Consider the following 23,365-nt stretch of genomic DNA (forward strand, 5'->3'; position numbering starts at 1 on the left):
TTCCGTGCCGTACCACCTGCACTTCGGCGAGGCGGATCCGCTGCGCATCCGCTTCGCGATCTCTCCGTTGTGGGAGACGCACTGCGCGGTGCGGGTGCTCGCGCGGCCCCGGCAGCAGGGCTACCACCTGCCGTGGCTGCGCCGCATCGCGGAGGCCGCGCGCGGGGTGGACCTCGCGCCGCTGCACCTGCTGATGCCCCTGCGCGGGCACAGTCCGGACTTCCTCTATCCGCCGCCGATCAGGCCCGCCGCGGATTTCCACGAGGAGATCGACGCGCTGCGGACCACCGATCCGGTCCTCGCCGCGGACGACTTCGCGCGAGCGCTCGCCGAGACGCCGGGCGCGGCCGACACCGCGCACGGGCGCCGGATGCTGGCGGATCCGGCCGACTCCCTGCACTGGCTGGCGGATCTCCTGGAGCGGGCCTGGGAGGCGCTGATCGCGCCCGACTGGCCGCGGCTGCGCGCCCTCCTCGAGGCGGACGTCGCGTACCACTCGCGCCGGCTCGCCGAGGGCGGCCTGGAGCGGCTGCTCGCCGAACTGCACCCGGCCTTCGGATGGGCGGAGGAGACGGCGACCCTCACGGTGGACTACCACGGCGAGCACGTCCGGGCCCTGGACGGGCAGGGCCTGGTGCTGATGCCGTCCGTGTTCACCTGGCCGGACGTGGTGAGCGGCTTCGATCCGCCCTGGCAGCCGACGGTGGCCTATCCGGCGCGCGGCATCGGCGGGCTGTGGACCGAGGCCCGCGAGCGGACCCCGGACGCGCTCGCCCGGCTGCTCGGCCGGGCCAGGGCGGACGTGCTGTGCGCGCTCGACGAGCCGGCCGGGACCTCGGCGCTCGCGCACCGGCTGGGGCTCGCCGCCTCATCGGTGTCGGCGCACCTGTCGGTGCTGCGGGCGGCCGGCCTGTTGACCTCGCGCCGGTACGGGCACCAGGTGCTGTACGAGCGGACGCCGCTCGGTATCGCGCTCGCCGTGTCGCAGCCCGATGCCGACCGCCCGTGACCATGGACTCCCGGTCGCACGGCGCCTCCCCCGACCCGCCGGGCGCGTCCGAGCCGGTCCCCTTCGCGTCCGAACGGGGCCTCCTGCGCCCTCCGGACCGGGCCTCGTACGCGTCCGGTCGAGGTGTCCCAGCCGTCCCGGACCGGGCCTCCTACGCCGAACGGCCCTTCTGGCCCTTGCGGCGCAAGGTGTAGCGCACCGCCTTCTGCGCGACGGGGCTCAGCTCGTCGAGCGCGGCCAGGAGGCCGCCCAGGTGTTCGAGCGCGTCGAGGGCGGCACCGGCGCCGTCCGGATCGACCCCCTCGTACAGCTCCATCCCGATGAAGGAGGCGGCGACGGCCCGGGCGAGCCCGGCCGGGTCGACGAGTCCGTCGAGCGGTCCGCCGGCGAGCACGCGCCGCAGCACCTGCTCGATCTCCTCGATCCACAGGTCGAGCCCGGCGGCGGTGGCGGGGGCCAGCCGCGGGTGGGTCTGGGCCCCCGCGAGCAGCTGCCCGAGGACGGCCACATGACCGGCCGCCCGCTCCTCGACGTGCATCTCCCGTCCGAAGGCGAGGAGTTCGGAGAGGCTGCCGACGGCGTGCAGCCGCTCGCGGTGGCGGGCCACCCGCTGCTCGGCGCCGTGCCGACAGGCGGCGGCGAGGAGTTCGTCGACCGAGCCGAAGTGGTAGAAGATCAGCGCCTGGTTGACCCCCGCGGCGGCGGCCACCGAGCGGGCCGAGGTCTTCGCGATGCCCTGCTCGACGAGGCTGCGCAGGGCGCCCTCCAGGAGCTTGTGCCGGGTGTCCTCCGCACTCACGCCCGCGCCTCCTCCCGTACGGGGCGCAGCCCGGGCCGGACGCCGCACTCCCGGACGGAGGCGTACGAGGCGGTGAAGGAGCCCTCGTAGCCGAACAGCGGCCCCACGTAGCTGTTGACGACCCGGACCCGGATGCGGAAGCGGCCGGTGTCCTCGTCGAAGGACTCACGGACCTCGGCGTCGGCGCCGACGAGTCCGGGCACGCGCAGGTCCACGGGGCCCTCGCGGAAGCGGTGCTCGCCGGAGCGGATGAGCAGCGAGCCGTCGGGCTCGGCGGACAGGCGCAGTTCACTGGCGAGGTGCTGGTGGGTGCCGAGGTAGTCGAGTACGCAGCCGCGCGCGGGGCTGTGCACCATCGTCGCGTCGAAGCGGCGCGGCCCGCCGGGCAGCTGGAAGGTCCGGACGAAGGTGACGGTCTCTCGCCCGTACGAGTCGAGGTACGGCACGTTCTCGATGGTGAAGGGGACGTGCCGGCCGGTGCGCGGGAGCAGGATGTTGCGCGTGCCGCCGAGCGCGAGGAACGGCCGGATCAGGGGGCCGACCGGGCCCCTGGCGTGCCAGATCCGGTCCATCACACCGCGTCCGACGCAGAGTTCTCCGCTGTCGAGCCCGACGGAGAAGCGGCGCCGCAGTTCCGGGTGCAGTCGCCCGAAGGCGGTCTCGCCCATGGCGGTACGGAAGATCGAGCTCACGGCTGCTCCAGGGTGGCGAGGAGGCGGGGCGCACGGCTCCGGCCGGGCGGGGTGCGCAGACAGCGGCGGGCGGCGGGCGTCCCCGGCGACGGCGGTACGAGGAGGGCGGCGGCGAGTCCCAGGACCGCGAGCGGCACCGCGGCGAGCGAGACCGCGCCGAGCGGCAGCCAGGTCGCCGCGACCGGGACCGCCACGAGCAGGAGCCGGGCGGCCAGTTCGAGCAGCCAGCGGGTGCGGGCGCGCTCGGGCGTGATCCCGTCCTCGCACCACAGCCGCAGCCGGTCGAACGACCAGGCGGTCGCCCAGCCCATCAGGGGCCGGAAGAGGAGGCGGTCGGCGACGCGGCCGAAGGCGCCCCAGCGCGGGCGGTAGTCGTAGCCGGTGAGGAACCTGACGCCGTCCTCCCCCGGCACGTAACGCCAGTAGCCGCTGCCCTCGGCGAGGAGGGACAGCGGGTCCGGGGACGCGAAGCGGAGCGCGGAGACCCGGTCGCCGCCGGCCCGGTGGCGCTCCCCCGCGGAGACACCGGTGCCGGCGACGACCAGGAAGGGCAGGACGCGCACGGCGTACCGGAACCGCCGGGGCTCCCCCTCGGCGGGCGGCAGGTACGCGATCTCGGTGAACCGCAGGTCCCACCGCTGGTGCTCGGCCGGATCCTGGGTCCGCTCCCAGAGCGTGTCCAGGTCTGCGCGGACGCGTGCCTCGACGTAGAGCCCCATGGCTCCGCCCCTTCCCCCACCGCCCCCGTTTTGAGCGACCGCTCAAGCGGTGCCCAGGCAGGACAGTAGCGGGTTTTGAGCGATCGCTCAAGATCGGCCGGGCGCCCCGTCGGCACCTCCTGCCACCCGGCCGAGCGAGGCGACGAACGCGGTGACGAGCCGGGCGAACTCGGTGCGGTCGGCGTCCGGCCAGCCCTCCATCGCCCGCGCGAAGACCTGCCGGCGGAACCGGTGGGTGCGGTCGACCTGCTCGCGCCCCGCGCGGGTCAGGCCCAGCAGCGTGCGGCGGGCGTCGGCGGGATCGGCCGCACGGGCCACCCACCCCTCGTCGACGGCCCGCATCACCAGTCGGCTCGCGCGCGGCTGGTCCACCCCGAGGGCGGTGGCGACGTCCGTCACGGAGCAGGCCCCGTCCCGGTCCTCGACGGTGTCGAGGACGCCGAACAGCGTGGGGTCGACCGCCGGGCCGCCGTCCGGCGGCGCGAGGCGGCCCAGCGAGCGGCGGGACTGGCTGCGACGGATGGCCACCATGGCCCGCTCGACGGCGGCGACGGCTTCCTGCTGTTCTCTCTCCGACATGCATGCTACTTTACAACTGTTGTAAAAGGACATACATAGGGGGTCGGCATGGAAGACGTCCGCACGCAGCGCCCGTTCGGCTACTGGCTCAAGCACATCGACGGTGCGATCGAGGGCGGCATGGCCCGCCTGTTCGCCGCCGACGGCCTGTCCCGGCGCGGCTGGCAGGTCCTGAACACCGTCGCGTACGAGCCGGTCGCCCCGAGTCGGCTCGACGAGGTCATGGGCGCCTTCCTGTCCGCCGACGAGCCGTCGATGCGCGCGTACGTCGACGACCTCGTCCGGCGCGGCTGGGCCGAGCAGGCCGCCGACGGCACCGTGGCGCTGACCGAAGAGGGCCGCACGGCGCACCGCCGGATCTCGGAGCAGGTCGGCGCCCTGCGCACCCGCATCACGGAGTGCCTGTCGCCCGAGGAGTTCGGCACGCTGACGGCCCTGCTCCGACGGGTCGGCGAGCACGTCGACGCCCTGGCCGCCGAAGCGGCCCGGGACAGGACGAAGGGCGGGCCCCCTCAGCAGAGCTGAGGGGGCCCGCCCCGCTACGCCCGTCGACCGCGTCGGACGACCGCGTCAGGCGCCCAGGTGGCGCTCCACGGTCTCGACCTTCGAGGTCAGTCCGTCCGTCACGCCGGGGCGGATGTCGGCCTTCAGGACGACCGAGACGCGCGGCGCCCGCGCCTCCACGGCGGCGACGGCGCGCTTCACGACGTCCATCACCTCGTCCCACTCGCCCTCGATCGAGGTGAACATGGCGTCGGTGCGGTTCGGCAGGCCCGACTCGCGCACGATCCGGACCGCGTCGGCGACGTACTCGCCGACCTCCTCCCCCACGCCCAGCGGGGTGACCGAGAACGCGACGATCACGCGTTCACCACGCCCTCGCGGCGGGCGCGGGAGGCGATGACGGCCGCCTCGGCCTCGCGCTTCAGCTTGCGCTCGGCGAAGAAGCCGCCGAAGGGCAGGACGGAGAGGACGAAGTAGAGGGCGGCCTGGCCGAAGCTCCACTTGGTGCGGTTCCAGGCGTCCAGCCAGAAGAGGACGTAGAGGACGAACAGGATGCCGTGGATCGCGCCCATCACCGGCACCGCGTTGAAGTCCGTCGTCCGCTTGAGCACCGAGCAGACGAGCAGCAGCAGGAACGACACGGCCTCCGGCGCGGAGACGAGCCGGAGCCGGTGCAGGGAGGAGGCGGTCTTGATGTCCACGACAGGGGTCACCTTCGTTCGATCTTGTGAACGGATGCACAAGGGCCGGCCCCCATTGTGCACGGCGACTTTGCTGTCCCTTTATCCGGGGGGCAAGTACCTTCCCTCCGTGGCAACGTTCCGACTCCAAGGCAGCAAAGTGCTCGCCGTGACCATGACCGGCGACGCCGTGAAGGCGAAGAACGGCTCGATGGTCGCCTACGACGGCCAGATGGCCTTCAAGAAGATGTCAGGCGGCGGTGAGGGCCTGCGCGGCATGGTGACCCGCCGGCTCACCGGTGAGCAGATGGAGGTGATGGAGGTCCGCGGGCAGGGCACCTGCTGGTTCGCCGACCGCGCCTCCGAGATCAACCTCGTCCAACTGCACGGCGACAAGCTGTGGGTCGAGGCGAGCAATCTGCTCTGCACCGACGCCGGGCTGCGCACCGGCACCACGTTCACCGGTCTGCGCGGCGGCGCCACCGGCAACGGCCTGTTCACGACCACCGTCGAGGGCAGCGGCCAGGCCGCGATCATGTCCGACGGCCCGGCGGTCGTGCTCCGGGTGACCCCGCAGTACCCGCTGTCCGTCGACCCCGGCGCGTACATCGCCCACCAGGGCAACCTCCAGCAGCACTTCCAGTCGGGTGTGACCTTCCGCACGTTCCTGGGCGAGGGGGGCGGCGAGGCCTTCCAGATCCGCTTCGAAGGTGACGGCCTCGTCTACGTCCAGCCGAGCGAGCGGAACACGATCGGGGGCGACGTCTGATGCCGTTCCGCGAGATCAACTCCAAGATGATCGAGGCCCAGGTGATCCCGGGGCAGCGACTCTTCAGCCAGCGTGGCGCGATGCTCGCCTACCGCGGCGACGTCACTTTCACGCCGAACATCACCGGCGGCCAGGGCGGCCTGATGTCGATGATCGGGCGCCGGGTGGCCGGCGAGGCGACCCCGCTGATGACCGTCGAGGGCAGCGGCACCGTGATGTTCGGCCACGGCGGCCACCACATCCAGGTGATCGCGCTGACCGGCGACACCCTCTACGTGGAGGCCGACCGGCTGCTCGCCTTCGACGGCACCCTGGAGCAGGGCACGATGTTCATGGGCTCGCAGGGCGGGGTCATGGGCATGGTGCGCGGCCAGGTCACCGGCCAGGGCCTGTTCACCACGACCCTGCGCGGCCACGGCTCGGTGGCCGTGATGGCCCACGGCGGGGTCATCGAGCTGCCCATCACGCCCGGCCGCCCGGTGCACGTCGACCCCCAGGCGTACGTCGCCCACCACGGCGACGTGCGCAACAAGCTGTCCACCGCGCTCGGCTGGCGGGACATGGTGGGGCGCGGCTCGGGCGAGGCGTTCCAGCTGGAGCTGAGCGGCAGTGGTGCGGTGTACGTGCAGGCGTCGGAGGAGAAGCTGTGACTGGTCCCGTGGTGCACGACCCGATGACCCTGCCGTCGGACGACAACGTCAACGCCTACACCTTCTGCGTGGAGCTCAAGGGCTCCCAGTGGTTCCTGCAGAAGGGCAAGATGATCGCCTATTACGGGCGGATCGAGTTCAACGGCATCGGTCACGGCCGGCTCGACCGGCTGGTGCGCACGTCCTTCCACTCGCCGCTGCACGCGAGCGACTGGGTGGTGGCCGAGGGCAGCGGGAAGATGCTGCTCGCCGACCGGGCCTTCGACGTGAACTCGTACGACCTGGACGAGGGCAACCTGACAATCCGTTCGGGAAATCTGCTGGCGTACCAGCCCTCGCTGGCGCTCAAGCAGTCGATCGTGCCGGGTTTCGTGACGCTGATCGGCACCGGCAAGTTCGTCGCCGCCTCCAACGGTCCCGTGGTCTTCATGGAGCCCCCGCTCCGGGTCGACCCGCAGGCCCTCGTGGGCTGGGCGGACTGCCCGTCGCCCTGCCACCACTACGACCACGGCTACATGGCCGGCGTGATGGGCGGCGTGCGGGCGCTCACCGGGATCGGGGGCACGTCGGGCGAGGAGCACCAGTTCGAGTTCATCGGGGCGGGTACGGTGCTGCTGCAGTCGACCGAGCTGCTGATGCCCGAGCGGGCCATCGGCGAGCCGGGCGCCCAGCCGGGCGTCCCGGGCGGGCACGCACCGCACGGTTCCGGCCAAGGACCGCTCGGTTCCGTACCGCGCCTTCCCGGACAGCTCGGCGACCTGCAGCGGCGCTTCGGGCTGTGAGCGGTAGTCTGCGGAGCGTGACGCGTCGAACACACTCCCAGACTTCGTCCAGATTTCAACTTCTTAGGTAGAATCCATACATGGAGACCGAGACGGCCACCCCCTGGCTCACCGACGCCGAGCAGTGCGCGTGGCGCACCTACCTGGACGTCAACAGAATGCTGACGTACCAGCTGGAGAAGGACCTCCAGCCCTTCGGCCTGACGATCAACGACTACGAGATCCTCGTGAACCTCTCGGAGTCGGCGGAGCGGCGCCTGCGGATGAGTGACCTCGCCGCGGCCACCCTGCAGTCCAAGAGCCGGCTCTCCCACCAGATCACCCGGATGGAGAACGCCGGACTCGTCCGGCGCGAGAACTGCGAGTCCGACCGGCGCGGACTCTACGCCGTGCTGACGGACGCCGGCATGGACACCATGCACAAGGTGGCGCCGCACCACGTCGAATCGGTGCGCAAGCACTTCATCGACCAGCTCAGCCCGGAGGCCCTCGGCGACCTCCACGAGTCGCTGAAGCCGGTCGCCGAGCAGCTGCGCGGCCGACGCGGCAAGCCGTAGGACGGCCCTGCGACGGGGAAGGGGCCCGGGTGCGTCACGCACCCGGGCCCCTTCCCCGTTCTCGCGGACCTGCCGCTCACTGGCCCGTCAGGCTCGCGATCAGCTCGTCCGACGCCGCGTACGGGTCGAGTTCGCCGGCCGTGATGCGCTCGGCGAGCGCGTCGAGGCGGCGGTCGCCGTGCAGGTCGCCGATCCGCTCGCGCAGCGCCGTGATGGTGATCGTCTCCACCTCGCGGGCGGCGCGGGCCCGGCGGCGCTCCGCCAGGACCCCGTGCTCCTCCATCCACGCGCGGTGCTTCTCCAGCGCCTCCACGACCTCGTCGACGCCCTCGCCGCGGGCGGCGACGGTCTTGACGATCGGGGGGCGCCAGTCGCCGGGCCCGCGGGCCTCGCCGAGGCCCAGCATGTGGTTGAGCTCGCGGGCGGTGGCGTCGGCGCCGTCCCGGTCGGCCTTGTTGACCACGTACACGTCGCCGATCTCCAGGATGCCCGCCTTCGCGGCCTGGATGCCGTCGCCCATGCCGGGGGCGAGCAGGACCACCGACGTGTCGGCCTGGGAGGCGATCTCCACCTCCGACTGCCCGACGCCCACGGTCTCCACGAGGATCACGTCGCAGCCCGCCGCGTCCAGGACACGGATGGCCTGCGGGGCGGACCAGGCGAGGCCTCCCAGGTGCCCGCGGGTGGCCATGGAGCGGATGTACACCCCGGGGTCGGAGGCGTGCTCCGACATCCGCACCCGGTCACCGAGCAGCGCGCCGCCGCTGAACGGCGAGGACGGGTCCACGGCGAGCACGCCGACCCGCTTGCCGGCCCGGCGGTACGCCGAGACCAGCGCCGAGGTCGAGGTCGACTTGCCGACGCCGGGCGAGCCGGTGAGGCCCACCACGTAGGCGCCGCCCGTCAGCGGGGCGAGCGCCGCCATCACCTCGCGCAGCTGCGGGGACGCCCCCTCCACGAGCGAGATCAGCCGGGCCACGGCACGGGGCCGGCCCTCCCGTGCCTGGGCGACCAGTGCGGGGACGTCCACCATGTGCAGCTGCTCCTTGCGGGTGTGGGCCTCGGGCGGGCGTGCGGGCCCGCCCGAGGGCTTCCTGCGTGCTTCCTGGTCCCTTACTTGCCCGGGACGCGGATGATCAGGGCGTCGCCCTGGCCGCCGCCGCCGCACAGGGCCGCCGCGCCCACGCCGCCGCCGCGGCGCTTGAGCTCCAGGGCCAGGTGCAGCACGACGCGGGCGCCGGACATGCCGATGGGGTGGCCGAGCGCGATGGCGCCGCCGTTGACGTTCACCTTTTCGGGGGTGACGCCCAGGTCCTTCATCGACTGGTGGGAGACCGCGGCGAAGGCCTCGTTGATCTCGATCAGGTCGAGGTCCTCGACCTCCAGGCCCTCCTTCTTCAGGGCGTGGCGGATCGCGTTGGACGGCTGCGACTGGAGCGAGTTGTCCGGGCCGGCCACGTTGCCGTGGGCACCGATCTCGGCGATCCACTCCAGGCCGAGCTCCTGGGCCTTGGCCTTGCTCATCACGACCACGGCGGCGGCGCCGTCGGAGATCTGCGAGGAGGTGCCGGCGGTGATGGTGCCGTCCTTGGCGAAGGCCGGGCGGAGCTTGCCGAGGGACTCGACGGTGGTCTCGGCGCGGATGCCCTCGTCCTGCGAGAAGACGACCGGCTCGCCCTTGCGCTGCGGGATCTCGACCGGGGTGATCTCGGCCTCGAAGACGCCGTTCTTCTGGGCGGCGGCGGCACGCTGGTGCGACTGGGCGGCGATCTCGTCCTGGACGTCGCGCGCGATGCCCAGGCGGGTGTTGTGCTTCTCGGTGGACTCGCCCATGGCGATGCCCTCGAAGGAGTCGGTGAGACCGTCGTACGCCATGGCGTCGAGCATCTCGATCGCGCCGTACTTGAAGCCCTCGCGGGACTTCGGGAGCAGGTGCGGGGCGTTGGTCATGGACTCCTGGCCACCGGCGACGACCACGTCGAACTCGCCCGCGCGGATCAGCTGGTCGGCGAGCGCGATGGCGTCGAGACCCGACAGACACACCTTGTTGATGGTGAGCGCGGGGACGTTCATGGGGATGCCGGCCTTGACGGCGGCCTGGCGGGCGGGGATCTGCCCGGCGCCCGCCTGGAGCACCTGCCCCATGATCACGTACTGCACCTGGTCGCCGCCGATGCCCGCGCGGTCGAGGGCGGCCTTGATCGCGAAACCGCCGAGGTCGGCTCCCGAGAAGGTCTTCAGCGAGCCGAGCAGGCGACCCATGGGCGTGCGGGCGCCCGCGACGATCACTGAGGTGGTACCGGTCGTTCCAGACATGAGGCACAGCCCCTTGGGATGAGGAGTGAACGAGGGTTTACCGCCAATGTACTGAGCCGCGGCGCGCCGGGTCATCGCCCTGCCGGTGTGATCGCGCGCACGTTGCGTAACCATCCCCCGGGCGCTGCACTGGAGGCATGCTGACGCGTATCGACCACATCGGGATCGCCTGCCGGAACCTCGACGAGACCGTCGAGTTCTACCGGGCGACGTACGGCTTCGAGGTGTTCCACGAGGAGGTCAACGAGGAGCAGGGCGTCCGCGAGGCCATGCTCAAGATCAACGAGACCTCCGACGGCGGGGCCTCCTACCTCCAGCTCCTGGAGCCCACCCGGGAGGACTCGGCGGTGGGCAAGTGGCTCGCCAAGAACGGCGAGGGCGTGCACCACATCGCCTTCGGCACCGCCGACGTCGACGGGGACGCGGAGGCCATCCGCGGAAAGGGCGTCCGGGTGCTCTACGACGAGCCGCGGATCGGCTCGATGGGCTCCCGCATCACCTTCCTCCACCCCAAGGACTGCCACGGCGTTCTCACGGAACTCGTCACCTCGGCGGAGCCCTCGGCTGACCACTCCTCAGCGGAGCACTGACCTCCGGATTCCCGGCCCGGTAGAGTGGGCCACTCCGGGCCGGGGCCGGTCGGAGCCGTGTGCGCACGGCACCGAAGTCGGGATGTCGGGGTCGTCCGATCTGCCACGATTCCCCGGGGGGCCGTTCTGTCCGGGTGAACGGTGCTCGTTGGAGTTGCGACCAGGGTTGGGGTCTCCCCTGCTCGAAGAGCTCGGGGAAGGATGGACCGCGCAGTGCGGGGCTACGAACGGCAGGAGAGCCACCGAGCTGAAGACGACCATCTCTCGCGGTTCGAAGCCGAGATGGACCGGCTGAAGAAAGAGCGAGAGAAGGCCGTCCAGCACGCCGAGGACCTCGGTTACCAGGTCGAGGTGTTGCGCGCCAAGCTCCATGAGGCGCGGCGCACCATCGCGACCCGGCCCGCGTACGACAGCGCGGACATCGGCTACCAGGCCGAACAGATGCTGCGCAACGCGCAGATGCAGGCCGAGCAGCTGCGCCAGGACGCCGAGCGCGAGCTGCGCGAGGCCCGCGCCCAGACCCAGCGCATCCTCCAGGAGCACGCCGAGCAGCAGGCCCGCCTGCAGTCGGAGCTGCACACCGAGGCCGTCCAGCGCCGCCAGCAGCTCGACCAGGAGCTGAACGAGCGCCGCCAGACCGTCGAGTCGCACGTCAACGAGAACGTGGCGTGGGCCGAGCAGCTGCGGGCCCGCACCGAGTCCCAGGCCCGCCGCCTGCTGGAGGAGTCGCGCGCCGAGGCCGAGCAGTCGCTGGCCGCCGCCCGCGCCGAGGCCACCCGGATCGCCGAGGAGACCCGCCGCCGGGTGGGCTCCGAGGCGGAGGCGGCCCGAGCCGAGGCCGAAGCGATTCTGCTGCGCGCCCGCAAGGACGCCGAGCGGATGCTCAACGCCGCTTCCAGCCAGGCGCAGGAGGCCGCCGGCCACGCCGAGCAGCTGCGTTCGACCGCCACGGCCGAGACCGACCAGGCCCGCCGCACGGCCGCCGAACTCTCCCGCGCGGCCGAGGTGCGCGTCCAGGAGGCCGAGGAGCGGCTCCGCGAGGCCCGCGCGGAGGCCGAGCGCACCCTCGCCGAGGCCAAGGAAGCCGCGGCCAAGCAGCTCGCGGGCGCCGAGTCCGTCAACGAGCAGCGCACCCGCACCGCCAAGACGGAGATCGCGCGCCTCGTCGGCGAGGCCACCAAGGAGGCCGAGGCCCTCAAGGAGCAGGCCGAGGAGAAGCTGCGCGAGGCCACCGCCGAGGCGGAGAAGCTGGTCTCGGAGGCCTCCGACAAGGCCCGTACGGTCGCCGCCGAGGACTCCGCCGCCGCGCTCGCCAAGGCCGCCCGCAGCGCCGAGGAGATCCTGACCAAGGCCTCCGAGAACGCCCAGGAGACCACCCGCAAGGCCGCCGAGGAGGCCGAGCGGATCCGCCGCGAGGCCGAGACCGAGGCCGACCGGCTGCGGTCGACCGCCGAGGAGCAGGCCGACGAGCTGCTCGGCTCGGCGAAGGACGACACCAAGGAGTACCGCGCCAAGACGGTCGAGCTGCAGGAGGAGGCACGCCGACTGCGCGGCGAGGCCGAGCAGCTGCGCGCCGAGGCGATCGCCGAGGGCGAGCGGATCCGCGGCGAGGCCCGGCGCGAGGCCGTGGGCCAGATCGAGGAGGCGGCCAGGACCGCCGAGGAGCTGCTCACCAAGGCCCGTACGGACGCCGACGAGCAGCGTTCGAGCGCGGCCGCCGAGAGCGAGCGGGTCCGCGGCGAGGCCATGGAGCGGGCGCAGACCCTGCGCACCCAGGCCGAGGAGACGCTGGAGCGCACCCGCGCCGAGGCCGAGCGGATGCGCGGTGAGGCCGAGGAGCAGGCCGAGGCGGTCAAGGAGGCCGCGGAGGCCGCCGCCAGCGCGCTGCGCGCCGAGGCCGAGCGGGCCGCGGCGGCCCGGCACGCGGAGGCCGCGGACGAGCTGACCCGGCTGCACACCGAGGCCGAGACGAAGCTGGAGTCGGCCGGCCAGGAGCTGACCGACGCGCGCGCCGAGGGCGAGCGCATCCGCCGGGAGGCCGCCGAGGAGGCCGAGCGGCAGCGGACCGAGTCCGCCGAGCGGATCCGTACGCTCCAGACGCAGGCCGAGCAGGAGGCCGAACGGCTGCGCACGGAGGCGGCGGCGGACGCGTCCACCACCCGTTCCGACGCGGAGGCCGCCGCCACCACGCTGCGTGCGGAGGCCGACGCCGAGGCCGAGCGCCTGAGGTCGGAGGCGCAGGAGACCGCCGACCGGGTGCGCGGCGAGGCCGCGTCCGCCGCGGAGCGGGTCGCCGCCGAGGCCGCGGAGGCGCTGGCCGCCGCGCAGGAAGAGGCCAACCGGCGCCGCCGGGAGGCCGAGGAGACCCTGGACTCGGCCCGTTCCGAGGCCGGCCGCGAGCGCGAGCTGGCCCGTGAGCGGAGCGAGGACCTGCTCGCCTCCGCCCGTAAGCGGGTCGAGGAGGCGCAGGCCGAGGCGCAGCGTCTGGTCGAGGAGGCGGACTCCCGCGCCACCGAGATGGTGTCGGCTGCCGAGACCACCGCGCAGGAGGTGCGGGACTCGGTCTCGGGCCTGCGCGAGACGGCCGAGGAGGAGATCGCCGGGCTGCGCAGCGCGGCCGAGCACGCGGCCGAGCGCACCCGTTCGGAGGCGCAGGAGGAGGCGGACCGGGTCCGCGCCGACGCGTACGAGGAGCGGGAGCGGGCCACCGAGGACGCGAACCGCACCCGCGAGCGCGCCCAGGAGGAGGCCGACGCGGCGAAGGCGCTGGCCGAGCGGACGGTCACGGACGCCCTGGCCGAGGCGGAGAAGCTGAGGGCGGACACCGCCGAGTACGCGCAGCGGGTACGGACGGAGGCGAGCGACGCGCTCGCCTCGGCCGAGCAGGACGCGGCCCGCACCCGTGCGGACGCCCGCGAGGACGCCAACCGGATCCGTTCGGAGGCGGCCGCGCAGGCGGAGACCGTCGTCGGCGAGGCCCGGGACCAGGCGGAGCGGATCGCCGAGGAGGCCGAGCGTCTCCTGGTGGAGGCCGAGCAGGTCAAGGCGGACGGCGAGGCCGAGGCCGAGGCGCTGCGCGCCGCCGCCCGCGCCGACGCCGAGCAGGTCCTCGACGAGGCACGCAAGGCCGCCGACAAGCGCCGCGCCGACGCCGCCGAACAGGCCGACCAGCTCATCGGCGAAGCCACCGCCGAAGCCGAACGCCTCACCACCGAAGCGGCCGAACTCCTCTCCACCACCGAGCAGGACGCCCTGCGGCTGCGCACCGAGGCCGAGCAGGTCAAGGCGGACGGCGAGGCCGAGGCCGAGGCGCTGCGCGCCGCTGCCCGCGCCGACGCCGAGCAGGTCCTCGACGAGGCACGCAAGGCCGCCGACAAGCGCCGCGCCGACGCCGCCGAACAGGCCGACCAGCTCATCGGCGAAGCCACCGCCGAAGCCGAACGCCTCACCACCGAAGCGGCCGAACTCCTCTCCACCACCGAGCAGGACGCCCTGCGGCTCCGTACCGAGGCCGAGCAGGTCAAGGTGGACGGCGAGGCGCACGCTCAGGCGCTGCGCAGCGCCGCGCTCGCGGACGCCGACCGGATCCTCGACGAGGCGCGCAAGGCCGCCGACAAGCGGCGCGCGGACGCCGCCGAGCAGGCGGACCAGCTCATCGGCGAGGCCCGCACGGAGGCGGAGCGGATCGGCGTCGAGGCGGAGCAGGTCCTGGACGAGGCCCGGCAGGCCGCGGACGAGCGCCGCGCCGACGCCGCCGAGCAGGCCGACCAGCTCATCGGCGAAGCCACCGCCGAAGCCGAACGGATCGCCGCGGAGGCGGACCGGGTCAGGGCGGACGCCGAGGCGGCGGCCGAGGAGATGCGCTCCGAGGCGCGTGCCGAGGCGGACCGTACGCTCGACGAGGCCCGCGAGGCCGGGGCGAGGAAGCGCGCGGACGCGGCCGAGCAGGCCGACCAGCTGATGGCGAAGGCCCAGGAGGAGGCGCTGCGCGCCACCACCGAGGCCGAGACGCAGGCGGACACCATGGTCGGCGCGGCCCGCAAGGAGGCCGAGCGGATCGTCGCCGAGGCGACCATCGAGGGCAACTCGCTGGTGGAGAAGGCGCGGACGGACGCGGACGAGCTCCTGGTCGGGGCGCGCAGCGACGCGACCGCCATAAGGGAGCGGGCGGAGGAGCTGCGGGCTCGGATCGAGGGGGAGATCGAGGAGCTGCACGAGCGGGCGCGACGCGAGACGGCCGAGCAGATGAAGACGGCCGGCGAGCGCGTGGACAAGCTGGTGAAGGCCGCCGAGGAGCAGCGCGCCGAGGCCGACGAGAAGGCCAAGGAGCTCGTCTCGGAGGCGAGTTCGGAGGCCAGCAAGGTCCGGATCGCGGCCGTGAAGAAGGCCGAGGCGCTCCTCAAGGAGGCCGAGCAGAAGAAGGCCTCGCTCATCGCGGAGGCGGAGAAGATCAGGGCGGAGGCCGCGCGCGAGGCCGAGGAGACGGTCACGGAGGGCAAGCGCGAGCTGGACGTGCTGGTCCGCCGGCGCGAGGACATCAATGCCGAGATCTCCCGTGTCCAGGACGTCCTCGAAGCGTTGGAGTCTTTCGAGACGCCGTCGGGAGGGGGCAGGTCCGACGGAGGGAAGTCCGCGGCTCGGGAAGGAGCCAAGGCCGGCGCGTCAGCGGGGGCCACTCGTTCGGGTGGCAAGTCCCCCGAGAGCTAGCCACTCAAAAGGCTGGACATTCTCCAGATCAAACGGGCATACGCTCGATGACACGCCGCTTCGACCCCTAGGATTCCCTCTAACACCTCACCGGTCTCATTCGACAGGAACCCCATGAGCGACACTTCCTCCCCCTTCGGCTTCGAGCTCGTGCGGCGTGGTTACGACCGCGGTCAGGTGGACGACCGCATTACCAAGCTCGTCGCCGACCGTGACAGTGCTCTGGCCCGAATCACCTCTCTGGAAAAGCGCATCGAGGAACTCCACCTCGAAACGCAGAACGCCCAGGCCCAGGTCACCGACGCCGAGCCGTCGTACGCCGGTCTCGGCGCCCGTGTCGAGAAGATCCTCCGCCTGGCCGAGGAGGAGGCGAAGGACCTGCGCGAGGAGGCCCGTCGCGCCGCCGAGCAGCACCGTGAGCTCGCCGAGTCGGCCGCCCAGCAGGTCCGCAACGACGCGGAGGCGTTCGCGGCCGAGCGCAAGTCCAAGGCCGAGGACGAGGGCGTCCGGATCGTCGAGAAGGCGCAGGGCGAGGCCAACTCGCTGCGCGCCGAGGCGCAGAAGGACGCGCAGTCGAAGCGCGAGGAGGCGGACGCCCTCTTCGAGGAGACCCGCGCGAAGGCCGCCCAGGCCGCCGCGGACTTCGAGACCAACCTGGCCAAGCGTCGCGAGCAGTCGGAGCGCGACCTGGCCTCCCGCCAGGCCAAGGCCGAGAAGCGCCTCGCCGAGATCGAGCACCGCGCGGAGCAGCTGCGCCTGGAGGCCGAGAAGCTGCGCACGGACGCGGAGCGCCGGGCCCGCCAGACGGTGGAGACCGCGCAGCGCCAGGCCGAGGACATCGTGGCCGACGCGAACGCCAAGGCGGACCGCATCCGCAGCGAATCGGAGCGCGAGCTGGCGGCCCTGACGAACCGCCGCGACTCCATCAACGCGCAGCTGACCAACGTCCGCGAGATGCTGGCCACGCTGACCGGTGCCGCGGTGGCGGCGGCCGGCTCCCCGCTGGACGAGGAGCGCACCGCCGGCGTCCCGGCGCAGCAGTCGCGCTGAGCCCCGTCCTGACGTAAAGAGACCCTCCGTCATTCCGGTGGCGGAGGGTTTTGCGTGCCCGTAGGTTGGTACGCATGATCGAGCTCGAGGGCCTCACCAAGCGCTTCGGACAGAAGACCGCGGTCGACCATCTCAGCTTCACCGTGCGGCCGGGAGTGGTCACCGGCTTCCTCGGGCCGAACGGGGCGGGCAAGTCGACCACGATGCGAATGATGCTGGACCTGGACAACCCGACGAGCGGGACGGTCCGGATCGACGGCAGGCACTACCGCGAGCTGCAGGAACCGCTGAAGTACATCGGGGCGCTCCTCGACGCCAAGGCGATGCACGGCGGCCGCTCGGCGTACAACAACCTGCTGTGCCTGGCCCAGTCGAACCGCATTCCGGAGCGCCGGGTCTCGGAGGTGCTCGATCTCGTGGGTCTGACCCCGGTCGCGAAGAAGAAGTCGAAGGGCTTCTCGCTCGGCATGGGCCAGCGGTTGGGAATCGCGTCGGCGCTGCTCGGGGATCCCGAGATCCTGATGTTCGACGAACCCGTCAATGGTCTGGACCCCGAGGGAATTCACTGGATCCGCAATCTGATGAAGGCACTGGCCGCCGAAGGCCGGACGATCTTCGTTTCCAGTCATCTCATGAGTGAAATGGCCCTGACGGCCGATCACCTCATCGTCATCGGGCAGGGAAGGCTGCTGGCCGACACGTCGATGGCGGATTTCATCCAGCAGAATTCCCGGAGTTACGTGCGCCTGCGCTCCCCGCAGCACGAGCGGCTGCGGGACGTGCTGCACGCCAACGGCCTCGTCGCGGTCGAGGTGGGCGGCGGCACGCTCGAGGTGGACGGCGCGACGACGGAGAAGCTGGGTGAGCTCGCCGCCGCCAACCAGATCGTGCTGCACGAGCTGAGCTCCCAGCGGGCCTCGCTCGAAGAGGCGTTCATGCAGATGACGGCGGGCGCGGTGGAGTACCACGCGCACGGGACCGACGTACACGGCGGCGGGCAGCCGGCCGGGCCCCGCTGGGGCGACAGCTTCGAGGGAGCCTGATCGATGGCAGCGACAACCGCGGTCCTGCAGTCCGAGTGGACCAAGATCCGGACGGTCTCGTCGACCGTGTGGACGCTGGCGAGCGCCCTGCTCGTCACGGTGGCGATGAGCGCGGCGCTGTGCGCGGTGCTGGCGTCGCAGTTCGACGACCTCAGCGAAGTGGAGCGGGCGACCTTCGACCCGACCTTCCTCAGCTTCGCCGGGATGACGCTCGGGCAGCTGGCGATGGTGGTCTTCGGCGTGCTCGTGGTGGGCACCGAGTACTCCTCGGGCATGATCCGCACCTCCCTGGCCGCCGTCCCGCAGCGGGCGAGCTTCCTGTTCTCGAAGATCGCCGTGGCCGGCGGGCTCGCCCTGGTGGTCGGCCTGGCGACCAGTTTCCTGTCCTTCTTCCTCGGACAGGCCCTGCTCGGCGACCACCGCACCACGATCGGCGCGGACAACGTGCTGCGGGCGGTGGTCGGCGCCGGTCTCTACATGTGCCTGATCGCGGTGTTCTCGATGGGCGTGGCGACGATGCTGCGCTCGTCGATGCTGTCGCTCGGCATCCTGGTGCCGTTCTTCTTCCTGATCTCGCAGATCCTGTCGGCGGTGCCGAAGGCCAAGGAGGTCGCCCGCTACTTCCCCGACCAGGCCGGCTCCAAGATCATGCAGGTGGTGCCGGACGCGATGGGCCAGGAGAAGGCGCCGTACGGACCGTGGGGCGGCCTGGGCATCATGCTGCTCTGGGTGGCGGCCGCACTGATCGGCGGCTATCTGGTGCTGAAGGAGCGCGACGCCTGAGCGGACCCTGAGGCGACCCTGACCTTTCCCTGATCGTCCGCCGATGGCGGTCCGGACTTCGCCGGAACCGTCAAGGGCTGGATAAGCTCCTAGCTCATACGGGGGGCTCCGGCCGCCGGCCACCAACGCCCCGACGACGACCTGACCTGTCGATGGGGCTGGAGAATGATCGAGGCAGTCGGCCTGACGAAGCGCTACGGCGCCAAGACGGCCGTGTACAACCTTTCCTTCCAGGTGAGGCCCGGCCATGTCACGGGCTTCCTGGGTCCCAACGGGTCGGGCAAGTCGACGACCATGCGCATGATCCTCGGCCTCGACCAGCCGACCGAGGGGCACGTCACGATCGGCGGCCACCCCTTCCGGCAGCTGCCGAACGCGCCCCGGCAGGTCGGCGCGCTGCTCGACGCGAAGGCCGTGCACGGCGGCCGCAGCGCCCGTAACCACCTGCTCTCGCTCGCCCAGCTGGCCGGCATCCCGGCCCAGCGGGTCGACGAGGTGCTGGGGGTGGTCGGCCTGCAGGACGTGGCCAAGCGCCGCTCCAAGGGCTTCTCGCTCGGCATGGGCCAGCGGCTCGGCATCGCGGCCGCGCTGCTCGGCGACCCGCAGGTGCTGCTGTTCGACGAGCCGGTCAACGGTCTCGACCCGGAGGGCATCCTCTGGGTCCGCAACCTGATGAAGAAGCTGGCCGCCGAGGGCCGGACCGTCTTCGTCTCCAGCCACCTCATGAGCGAGATGGCGCTGACCGCGGACCACCTGATCGTGATCGGCCGCGGGCAGCTGCTCGCGGACATGAGCGTGAAGGACTTCATCTCGGCGAACTCGGCGGACTTCGCCCGGGTGCGCACCCCGCAGACCGATCCGCAGCAGCGGGAGAAGCTGATCACGGTGCTCACCGAGGCCGGCGCCGGCGTGCTGTCCGAGCCGGACGGCGCGCTGCGGGTGACGGGCCTCGCGCTGCCCCGGATCAGCGACCTGGCGCACGGGGCCGACGTACGCCTGTGGGAGCTCTCCCCGCACCAGGCCTCCCTGGAGGAGGCGTACATGCGCATGACGCAGGGCGCCGTGGACTACCGCTCCACCGACGACCGGCTCGCCCATCTCCAGCCGCCGCTGCCGCAGCACCAGCAGCCGCCGAAGGACCAGGGGTACGTGATTCCGGACGTGCCGCAGCAGGGCTGGTACGCCCCGCCGCCGCCCGGACAGAACCCGTACGCGCAGAACCCGCCTCAGAGCCAGAACCCCGAGGACGCCCGATGACGACCCCCACGCCGACCCCGTACGCGTACGTCTCCCCCATCCCGGTCCGCAAGGCGCACCTCGGCGACGCGCTCGCCTCGGAGTGGACCAAGATCCGCTCGGTGCGCTCCACGATGTGGACGCTGGGGACCATGGTGCTGCTCATGCTCGGCCTCGGACTCGGGGTGGGCGCGGTCGCGGCCGCCGCGGGTCCCGAGACCGCGGAGCAGTCCGCCCTCGGCCTCGGTTTCTTCGGCATGCTGCCGGCCTCGATCTGCGTGATCACGCTGGGCGTGCTCAGCATCAGCTCCGAGTACGGCACCGGCATGATCCGTACGACGCTGACCGCCTGCCCGAGCCGCTCCCGGGTGCTCACGGCGAAGGCGATCGTCTTCTTCGCGCTCGTCTTCTCACTCGTCACGGTGATGGCGGGAGTGGTCGGCGCGGCGCAGGTGGCCATGGTCGACGCGGTCGAGCCGACCGCGGGCGAATGGCTGCGGGCCACCGTGGGCGTGGGTCTGTTCCTGGCGCTGCTCGGCCTGCTGTCGATGGGCATCGGCGCGATCGTGCGGCACTCGGCCGGCGCGATCACGGTGATGATCGGTGTGCTGCTGCTGCCGCTGGTGGCGGCGCTGTTCATGTTCTCCCAGGCGCTGCGCTCCCTGCAGGAGGCGCTGTTCATGTACGCGATCCCGTCGCAGATGATCGCGCTCTACAGCGAGACGGCGCCGTTCAGCGACCAGGGCCCGTCGGGCTGGCAGCCGGTGCTGATCATCGCCGGGATCACGGCGGCGGTGCTCGGCAGCGCGTTCGCGCTGATCAACAACAGGGACGTCTGAGAACAGGGGCGTCCGGGCCCGCTCAGTAGCGAGGCGCGTTACGGGACCGCTGCACCCGCGAGGTGCGGCGGTCCTTCGCGTTCCAGCAGGCCTTGTGCCAGTGCCGGCGGTCGTCGACGCCGCCCCACTCGGGCCAGGCCACCACGTGCGGGGCGCCGGAGGGGATCTCCTGGTCGCAGCCGGGGCAGCGGTAGCGCTTGCCCGGCGCGCTCGCGCCGGCGACGAGGCGGACGTACCACTCCTCGCCCTGCCAGGTCTCGGTGCGCTGCGCACCGCCGTACCGGTCGCCCGACTCGCCCTGCTGTGCGGGATTCGCACCGCCACGGGGGCGGTTGTGGCGCGGGGACACTTCGACACCTCACTGGGGGCAGGGGACACCGACGGTTCCGTCCAGCGTACGGGCCGCGCCGGGGTGGCTCGGTCCGGGTCCGCGGCGGATCAGCGGAAAATCGCAAGAACTTCATGCGAGGCCGTTGCCTTTGGCACGTGTCAGACGTTGTTGCCAGTACGAGGGGACCTCGGGGGAAGTTGTCACGAGGGGGAAGAACGCGCCGGCCGCAAGGAGGCAGAAGCGATGCGCGTGGGTACGTTCGTACTGGCCGCCCAGTTCCCGGGCCAGGGCCAGGGGGAAGCACTGCACCGGGCGGTGCGGACCGCCGAGGTCGCCGAGGAGGCGGGCCTCGACTCCGTCTGGCTGGCGGAACACCATTTCGTGCCGTACGGGGTGTGCCCGTCGGCCACGACCCTGGCCGGGTACCTGCTGGGGCGCACCCGCCGGATCCGGGTGGGCACGGCGGTCAGCGTCCTGTCGAACCAGCATCCGGTGGCCGTGGGCGAGCAGGCGGCGCTGCTGCACGTGACCTCCGGAGGGCGCTTCACCCTCGGGGTGGGGCGGGGCGGGCCGTGGATCGACCTGGAGGTGTTCGGCTCGGGGCTCCCGGCGTACGAGAAGGGCTTCCCCGAGTCGCTGGACCTGCTCCTGCGCTGGCTCCGGGAGTCCCGTGTGGGCGCCGAGGGGGAACGATTCGCTTTCCGTGAGGTGGCGGTGGTGCCGGCCCCCGGCGAGCTGATCGGCGGCCCGGCCGCCCCGGAGGTGGTGGTCGCCTGCACCTCGCCGAAGAGCGTGCGGCTCGCCGCCGAGCGGGGCCTGCCGATGCTGCTCGGCATGCACTGCGGGGACGAGGACAAGGCCGAGATGGTGGCGTGCTGGAAGCGTTGCGCGCGGGAGGCCGGGCACGGCCCGGACGCGATCGCGCGGATCGGTGCCGGTCATGTCTCGGCCGGTGTGGTCCAGCTCGCCGACCACGGCGCGGACGCGGCGGAGGCCCTGGTCAAAGCGATGCCCGGCTGGCTGAAGCGGGGCCTTGACGCCCATGTGACGGTGGACGGCCGGCAGCGCGCGATGCGCGACCCGGTGGCGTACACGGAGCTGCTGTGCGGGCTGCACCCGGTGGGCACGCCCCGGCTCGCGGCGGACCGGCTCGCGGCGACCGCCGAGCGCACGGGCATCACGCGCTTCGCCCTGCTCGCCGAGGGCTCCGGCGACCTCGCGGCCACCGAGGAGAACGTGCGGCGCCTGGGCGCCGAGGTGCTCCCGCTGCTCGTCTGAGACGTACCGATCCATGATCCGTGAATGGCGCGGACCGTGCCGCCGCCCGGCGTCTGTTCGCTCTCCCGCGACGTGGGGCGGCGGCACCAGGCCTGTCAGCAGTCGCGCAGTTCCGGCGACTGGTTGAGGAGCTGCGCCCGCACGGAGGTGAAGCGGGCGAGCCGCTCGTCCACCGACGGGTCCAGCGGGAAGACCGCCACACGGTGGCAGTTCTGGAAGGCGAGACGCACCCCGAAGTGCCGCTGCAGCGCACCGCGGATGGCATCGCTCGCGAGTGCACGCAACAGCTGACCACGTGCCTGCTCACTCGGCGGCGGCGTCTGGTTGTCGGCGAAGTCGCCGCCGTCGACCTTCAGCTGTGCCACCAGAGAACTGATCATCTCCCATGCGTAGGGCAGGGAGGTCCGGACGCAGTCGACGAAGGCGGCTTCGTCGACCTCGCCTCGCTCGGCCTGTTCCAACAGCGCCGGTGAGACGTCGAGCGACATGGGTTCTCCTCTCGCGACCCCGCGGACGGGGTCTTGCGGGCAGGGACAGGGGCCGGCGTCACGCGCACGCAGCGTGCACGGGCGACGACCTCCTGTCCTCCACGTTAAGCGCCGGGTCCTGCCCGCACCAGGAGATTGGGCACACAACCGGCCAATAAGTGACGGGTGTTGGGCGTACGCCCGGCGGGCGTTAAGGCCCGAATCGCGAAGAGGCGCGTCCGTCTTGTAGCGTTGCGGACCATGCGTCTCGTCATTGCCCGTTGTTCCGTGGACTACGCGGGCCGGCTCACGGCCCACCTGCCCTCCGCTCCCCGTCTGATCCTGGTCAAGGCAGACGGCAGCGTCTCCATCCACGCGGACGACCGGGCGTACAAACCGCTCAACTGGATGTCCCCGCCGTGCACCCTGAAGGAGAGCTACGACGGTGACGCCGGCGAGCAGGGCGTCTGGACCGTCGTCAACAAAGCGGGCGAGAAACTGATCATCACGATGGAGGAAATCCTCCACGACTCGTCGCACGAACTGGGTGTCGACCCGGGCCTCATCAAGGACGGCGTCGAGGCGCACCTCCAGGAGCTGCTCGCGGACCGCATCGAGACCCTGGGCGAGGGCTGGACCCTGGTACGCCGCGAGTACCCGACGGCCATCGGCCCGGTCGACATCCTGTGCCGGGACTCCGACGGGGCGACGGTCGCGGTGGAGATCAAGCGGCGCGGCGAGATCGACGGCGTGGAGCAGCTGACCCGCTACCTGGAGCTGCTCAACCGCGACCCGCACCTGGCACCGGTGAAGGGCATCTTCGCCGCCCAGGAGATCAAGCCGCAGGCCCGGGTGCTCGCGACGGACCGCGGGATCGACTGCGTGGTGCTCGACTACGACGCGCTGCGCGGGATCGAGGACGACAAGCTGCGGCTGTTCTGACGGCCGCCGCAACGGCCGTACGTCCGCCGAAGGGCCCGGGTGC

Annotated in this window: 25 protein-coding genes; 15 read left to right on the plus strand and 10 right to left on the minus strand. The window is 72.2% G+C overall.

Annotation, left to right across the window (positions count from 1 at the left end):
- Positions 1-4: 4 nt before the first annotated feature.
- Positions 5-1,009 carry a DUF5937 family protein gene (locus AB0M16_RS03300; RefSeq protein WP_365338733.1) on the plus strand — a complete coding sequence of 335 codons (1,005 nt, stop codon included), beginning with the start codon at positions 5-7 and terminating at the stop codon, positions 1,007-1,009.
- 151 nt (positions 1,010-1,160) lie between these two features.
- Here the strand turns inward: AB0M16_RS03300 and AB0M16_RS03305 are convergent, their stop codons facing one another.
- The 4 genes from AB0M16_RS03305 to AB0M16_RS03320 form a co-directional block, all read right to left on the minus strand.
- Entirely contained in the window at positions 1,161-1,808 is a 648-nt protein-coding gene (locus tag AB0M16_RS03305; RefSeq protein ID WP_365338189.1) for a TetR/AcrR family transcriptional regulator, read from the minus strand.
- A complete protein-coding gene (locus tag AB0M16_RS03310) occupies positions 1,805-2,500 on the minus strand; it encodes a DUF4166 domain-containing protein (RefSeq protein ID WP_365338191.1) in 696 nt (231 codons plus the stop codon). The genes AB0M16_RS03305 and AB0M16_RS03310 overlap by 4 nt, the downstream gene beginning before the upstream one ends.
- Entirely contained in the window at positions 2,497-3,219 is a 723-nt protein-coding gene (locus AB0M16_RS03315; RefSeq protein ID WP_365338193.1) for a hypothetical protein, read from the minus strand. The genes AB0M16_RS03310 and AB0M16_RS03315 overlap by 4 nt, the downstream gene beginning before the upstream one ends.
- Before the next feature lie 87 nt (positions 3,220-3,306).
- Positions 3,307-3,798: a MarR family winged helix-turn-helix transcriptional regulator gene (locus tag AB0M16_RS03320; protein ID WP_365338195.1), complete on the minus strand. Its 492-nt coding sequence runs from the start codon at positions 3,796-3,798 to the stop codon at positions 3,307-3,309.
- A gap of 48 nt (positions 3,799-3,846) precedes the next feature.
- Here AB0M16_RS03320 and AB0M16_RS03325 point away from each other — a divergent pair, with 48 nt between their 5' ends.
- Positions 3,847-4,323 (plus strand): MarR family winged helix-turn-helix transcriptional regulator, encoded by a 477-nt coding sequence (locus AB0M16_RS03325; protein ID WP_365338197.1) that lies wholly within the window; start codon positions 3,847-3,849, stop codon positions 4,321-4,323.
- A gap of 45 nt (positions 4,324-4,368) precedes the next feature.
- Here AB0M16_RS03325 and AB0M16_RS03330 read toward each other — a convergent pair whose 3' ends face one another.
- Both AB0M16_RS03330 and AB0M16_RS03335 read right to left on the minus strand, forming a co-directional pair.
- Positions 4,369-4,662, minus strand: a complete 294-nt coding sequence (locus AB0M16_RS03330) for an MTH1187 family thiamine-binding protein (RefSeq protein ID WP_190154743.1) — start codon at positions 4,660-4,662, stop codon at positions 4,369-4,371.
- Positions 4,659-5,003, minus strand: a complete 345-nt coding sequence (locus AB0M16_RS03335; RefSeq protein ID WP_365338199.1) for a DUF3817 domain-containing protein — start codon at positions 5,001-5,003, stop codon at positions 4,659-4,661. Before AB0M16_RS03335 ends, AB0M16_RS03330 begins: the two co-directional genes overlap by 4 nt.
- A gap of 109 nt (positions 5,004-5,112) precedes the next feature.
- Here AB0M16_RS03335 and AB0M16_RS03340 point away from each other — a divergent pair, with 109 nt between their 5' ends.
- The 4 genes from AB0M16_RS03340 (at position 5,113) to AB0M16_RS03355 (ending at position 7,740) form a co-directional block, all read left to right on the plus strand.
- Complete coding sequence (locus AB0M16_RS03340) at positions 5,113-5,751, plus strand: AIM24 family protein (protein ID WP_365338201.1); 639 nt, start codon at positions 5,113-5,115, stop codon at positions 5,749-5,751.
- A complete protein-coding gene (locus AB0M16_RS03345; protein ID WP_365338203.1) occupies positions 5,751-6,401 on the plus strand; it encodes an AIM24 family protein in 651 nt (216 codons plus the stop codon). Before AB0M16_RS03340 ends, AB0M16_RS03345 begins: the two co-directional genes overlap by 1 nt.
- Positions 6,398-7,183 carry an AIM24 family protein gene (locus AB0M16_RS03350; protein ID WP_365338205.1) on the plus strand — a complete coding sequence of 262 codons (786 nt, stop codon included), beginning with the start codon at positions 6,398-6,400 and terminating at the stop codon, positions 7,181-7,183. Before AB0M16_RS03345 ends, AB0M16_RS03350 begins: the two co-directional genes overlap by 4 nt.
- A gap of 80 nt (positions 7,184-7,263) precedes the next feature.
- Complete coding sequence (locus AB0M16_RS03355) at positions 7,264-7,740, plus strand: MarR family transcriptional regulator (protein WP_365338207.1); 477 nt, start codon at positions 7,264-7,266, stop codon at positions 7,738-7,740.
- Between the two features lie 76 nt (positions 7,741-7,816).
- On the opposite strand, the gene meaB is transcribed toward AB0M16_RS03355, so the two are convergent.
- Both meaB and AB0M16_RS03365 read right to left on the minus strand, forming a co-directional pair.
- The gene (gene meaB, locus AB0M16_RS03360; RefSeq protein WP_365338209.1) at positions 7,817-8,773 is read right to left on the minus strand and encodes a methylmalonyl Co-A mutase-associated GTPase MeaB; all 957 of its coding nucleotides are present in this window, start codon (positions 8,771-8,773) and stop codon (positions 7,817-7,819) included.
- A gap of 80 nt (positions 8,774-8,853) precedes the next feature.
- Positions 8,854-10,056, minus strand: a complete 1,203-nt coding sequence (locus AB0M16_RS03365; RefSeq protein ID WP_365338211.1) for an acetyl-CoA C-acetyltransferase — start codon at positions 10,054-10,056, stop codon at positions 8,854-8,856.
- Between the two features lie 137 nt (positions 10,057-10,193).
- Here AB0M16_RS03365 and mce point away from each other — a divergent pair, with 137 nt between their 5' ends.
- From mce to AB0M16_RS03400, 7 genes are all read left to right on the plus strand, one after another.
- The gene (gene mce / locus AB0M16_RS03370; protein ID WP_365338213.1) at positions 10,194-10,646 is read left to right on the plus strand and encodes a methylmalonyl-CoA epimerase; all 453 of its coding nucleotides are present in this window, start codon (positions 10,194-10,196) and stop codon (positions 10,644-10,646) included.
- Positions 10,647-10,847: 201 nt separating this feature from the next.
- Entirely contained in the window at positions 10,848-15,353 is a 4,506-nt protein-coding gene (scy, locus tag AB0M16_RS03375) for a polarized growth protein Scy (RefSeq protein WP_365338215.1), read from the plus strand.
- 114 nt (positions 15,354-15,467) lie between these two features.
- A complete protein-coding gene (locus AB0M16_RS03380) occupies positions 15,468-16,403 on the plus strand; it encodes a cellulose-binding protein (RefSeq protein ID WP_365338217.1) in 936 nt (311 codons plus the stop codon).
- A 74-nt stretch (positions 16,404-16,477) separates the two neighbouring features.
- Positions 16,478-17,446, plus strand: coding sequence for an ATP-binding cassette domain-containing protein (locus tag AB0M16_RS03385; protein ID WP_365338219.1), 969 nt, complete (start codon positions 16,478-16,480; stop codon positions 17,444-17,446).
- A gap of 3 nt (positions 17,447-17,449) precedes the next feature.
- Positions 17,450-18,229 (plus strand): ABC transporter permease, encoded by a 780-nt coding sequence (locus tag AB0M16_RS03390; protein ID WP_365338221.1) that lies wholly within the window; start codon positions 17,450-17,452, stop codon positions 18,227-18,229.
- Positions 18,230-18,394: 165 nt separating this feature from the next.
- Positions 18,395-19,486 (plus strand): ABC transporter ATP-binding protein, encoded by a 1,092-nt coding sequence (locus AB0M16_RS03395; protein WP_365338223.1) that lies wholly within the window; start codon positions 18,395-18,397, stop codon positions 19,484-19,486.
- On the plus strand, positions 19,483-20,304 hold the full coding sequence (locus tag AB0M16_RS03400; protein ID WP_365338225.1) for an ABC transporter permease subunit: 822 nt from the start codon (positions 19,483-19,485) through the stop codon (positions 20,302-20,304). Before AB0M16_RS03395 ends, AB0M16_RS03400 begins: the two co-directional genes overlap by 4 nt.
- A gap of 22 nt (positions 20,305-20,326) precedes the next feature.
- On the opposite strand, the gene AB0M16_RS03405 is transcribed toward AB0M16_RS03400, so the two are convergent.
- Positions 20,327-20,653: an ATP/GTP-binding protein gene (locus tag AB0M16_RS03405; protein WP_365338227.1), complete on the minus strand. Its 327-nt coding sequence runs from the start codon at positions 20,651-20,653 to the stop codon at positions 20,327-20,329.
- A gap of 225 nt (positions 20,654-20,878) precedes the next feature.
- Between AB0M16_RS03405 and AB0M16_RS03410 the strand changes: the two genes are divergently transcribed.
- Positions 20,879-21,913: an LLM class flavin-dependent oxidoreductase gene (locus tag AB0M16_RS03410; protein ID WP_365338229.1), complete on the plus strand. Its 1,035-nt coding sequence runs from the start codon at positions 20,879-20,881 to the stop codon at positions 21,911-21,913.
- A gap of 95 nt (positions 21,914-22,008) precedes the next feature.
- Here the strand turns inward: AB0M16_RS03410 and AB0M16_RS03415 are convergent, their stop codons facing one another.
- Complete coding sequence (locus tag AB0M16_RS03415) at positions 22,009-22,401, minus strand: SCO5389 family protein (protein WP_365338231.1); 393 nt, start codon at positions 22,399-22,401, stop codon at positions 22,009-22,011.
- Positions 22,402-22,641: 240 nt separating this feature from the next.
- Here AB0M16_RS03415 and nucS point away from each other — a divergent pair, with 240 nt between their 5' ends.
- Entirely contained in the window at positions 22,642-23,322 is a 681-nt protein-coding gene (gene nucS, locus AB0M16_RS03420; protein WP_365338233.1) for an endonuclease NucS, read from the plus strand.
- Positions 23,323-23,365 lie beyond the last annotated feature (43 nt).

It is taken from the genome of Streptomyces sp. NPDC051921 (assembly GCF_040680975.1).
Lineage (GTDB): Bacteria > Actinomycetota > Actinomycetes > Streptomycetales > Streptomycetaceae > Streptomyces.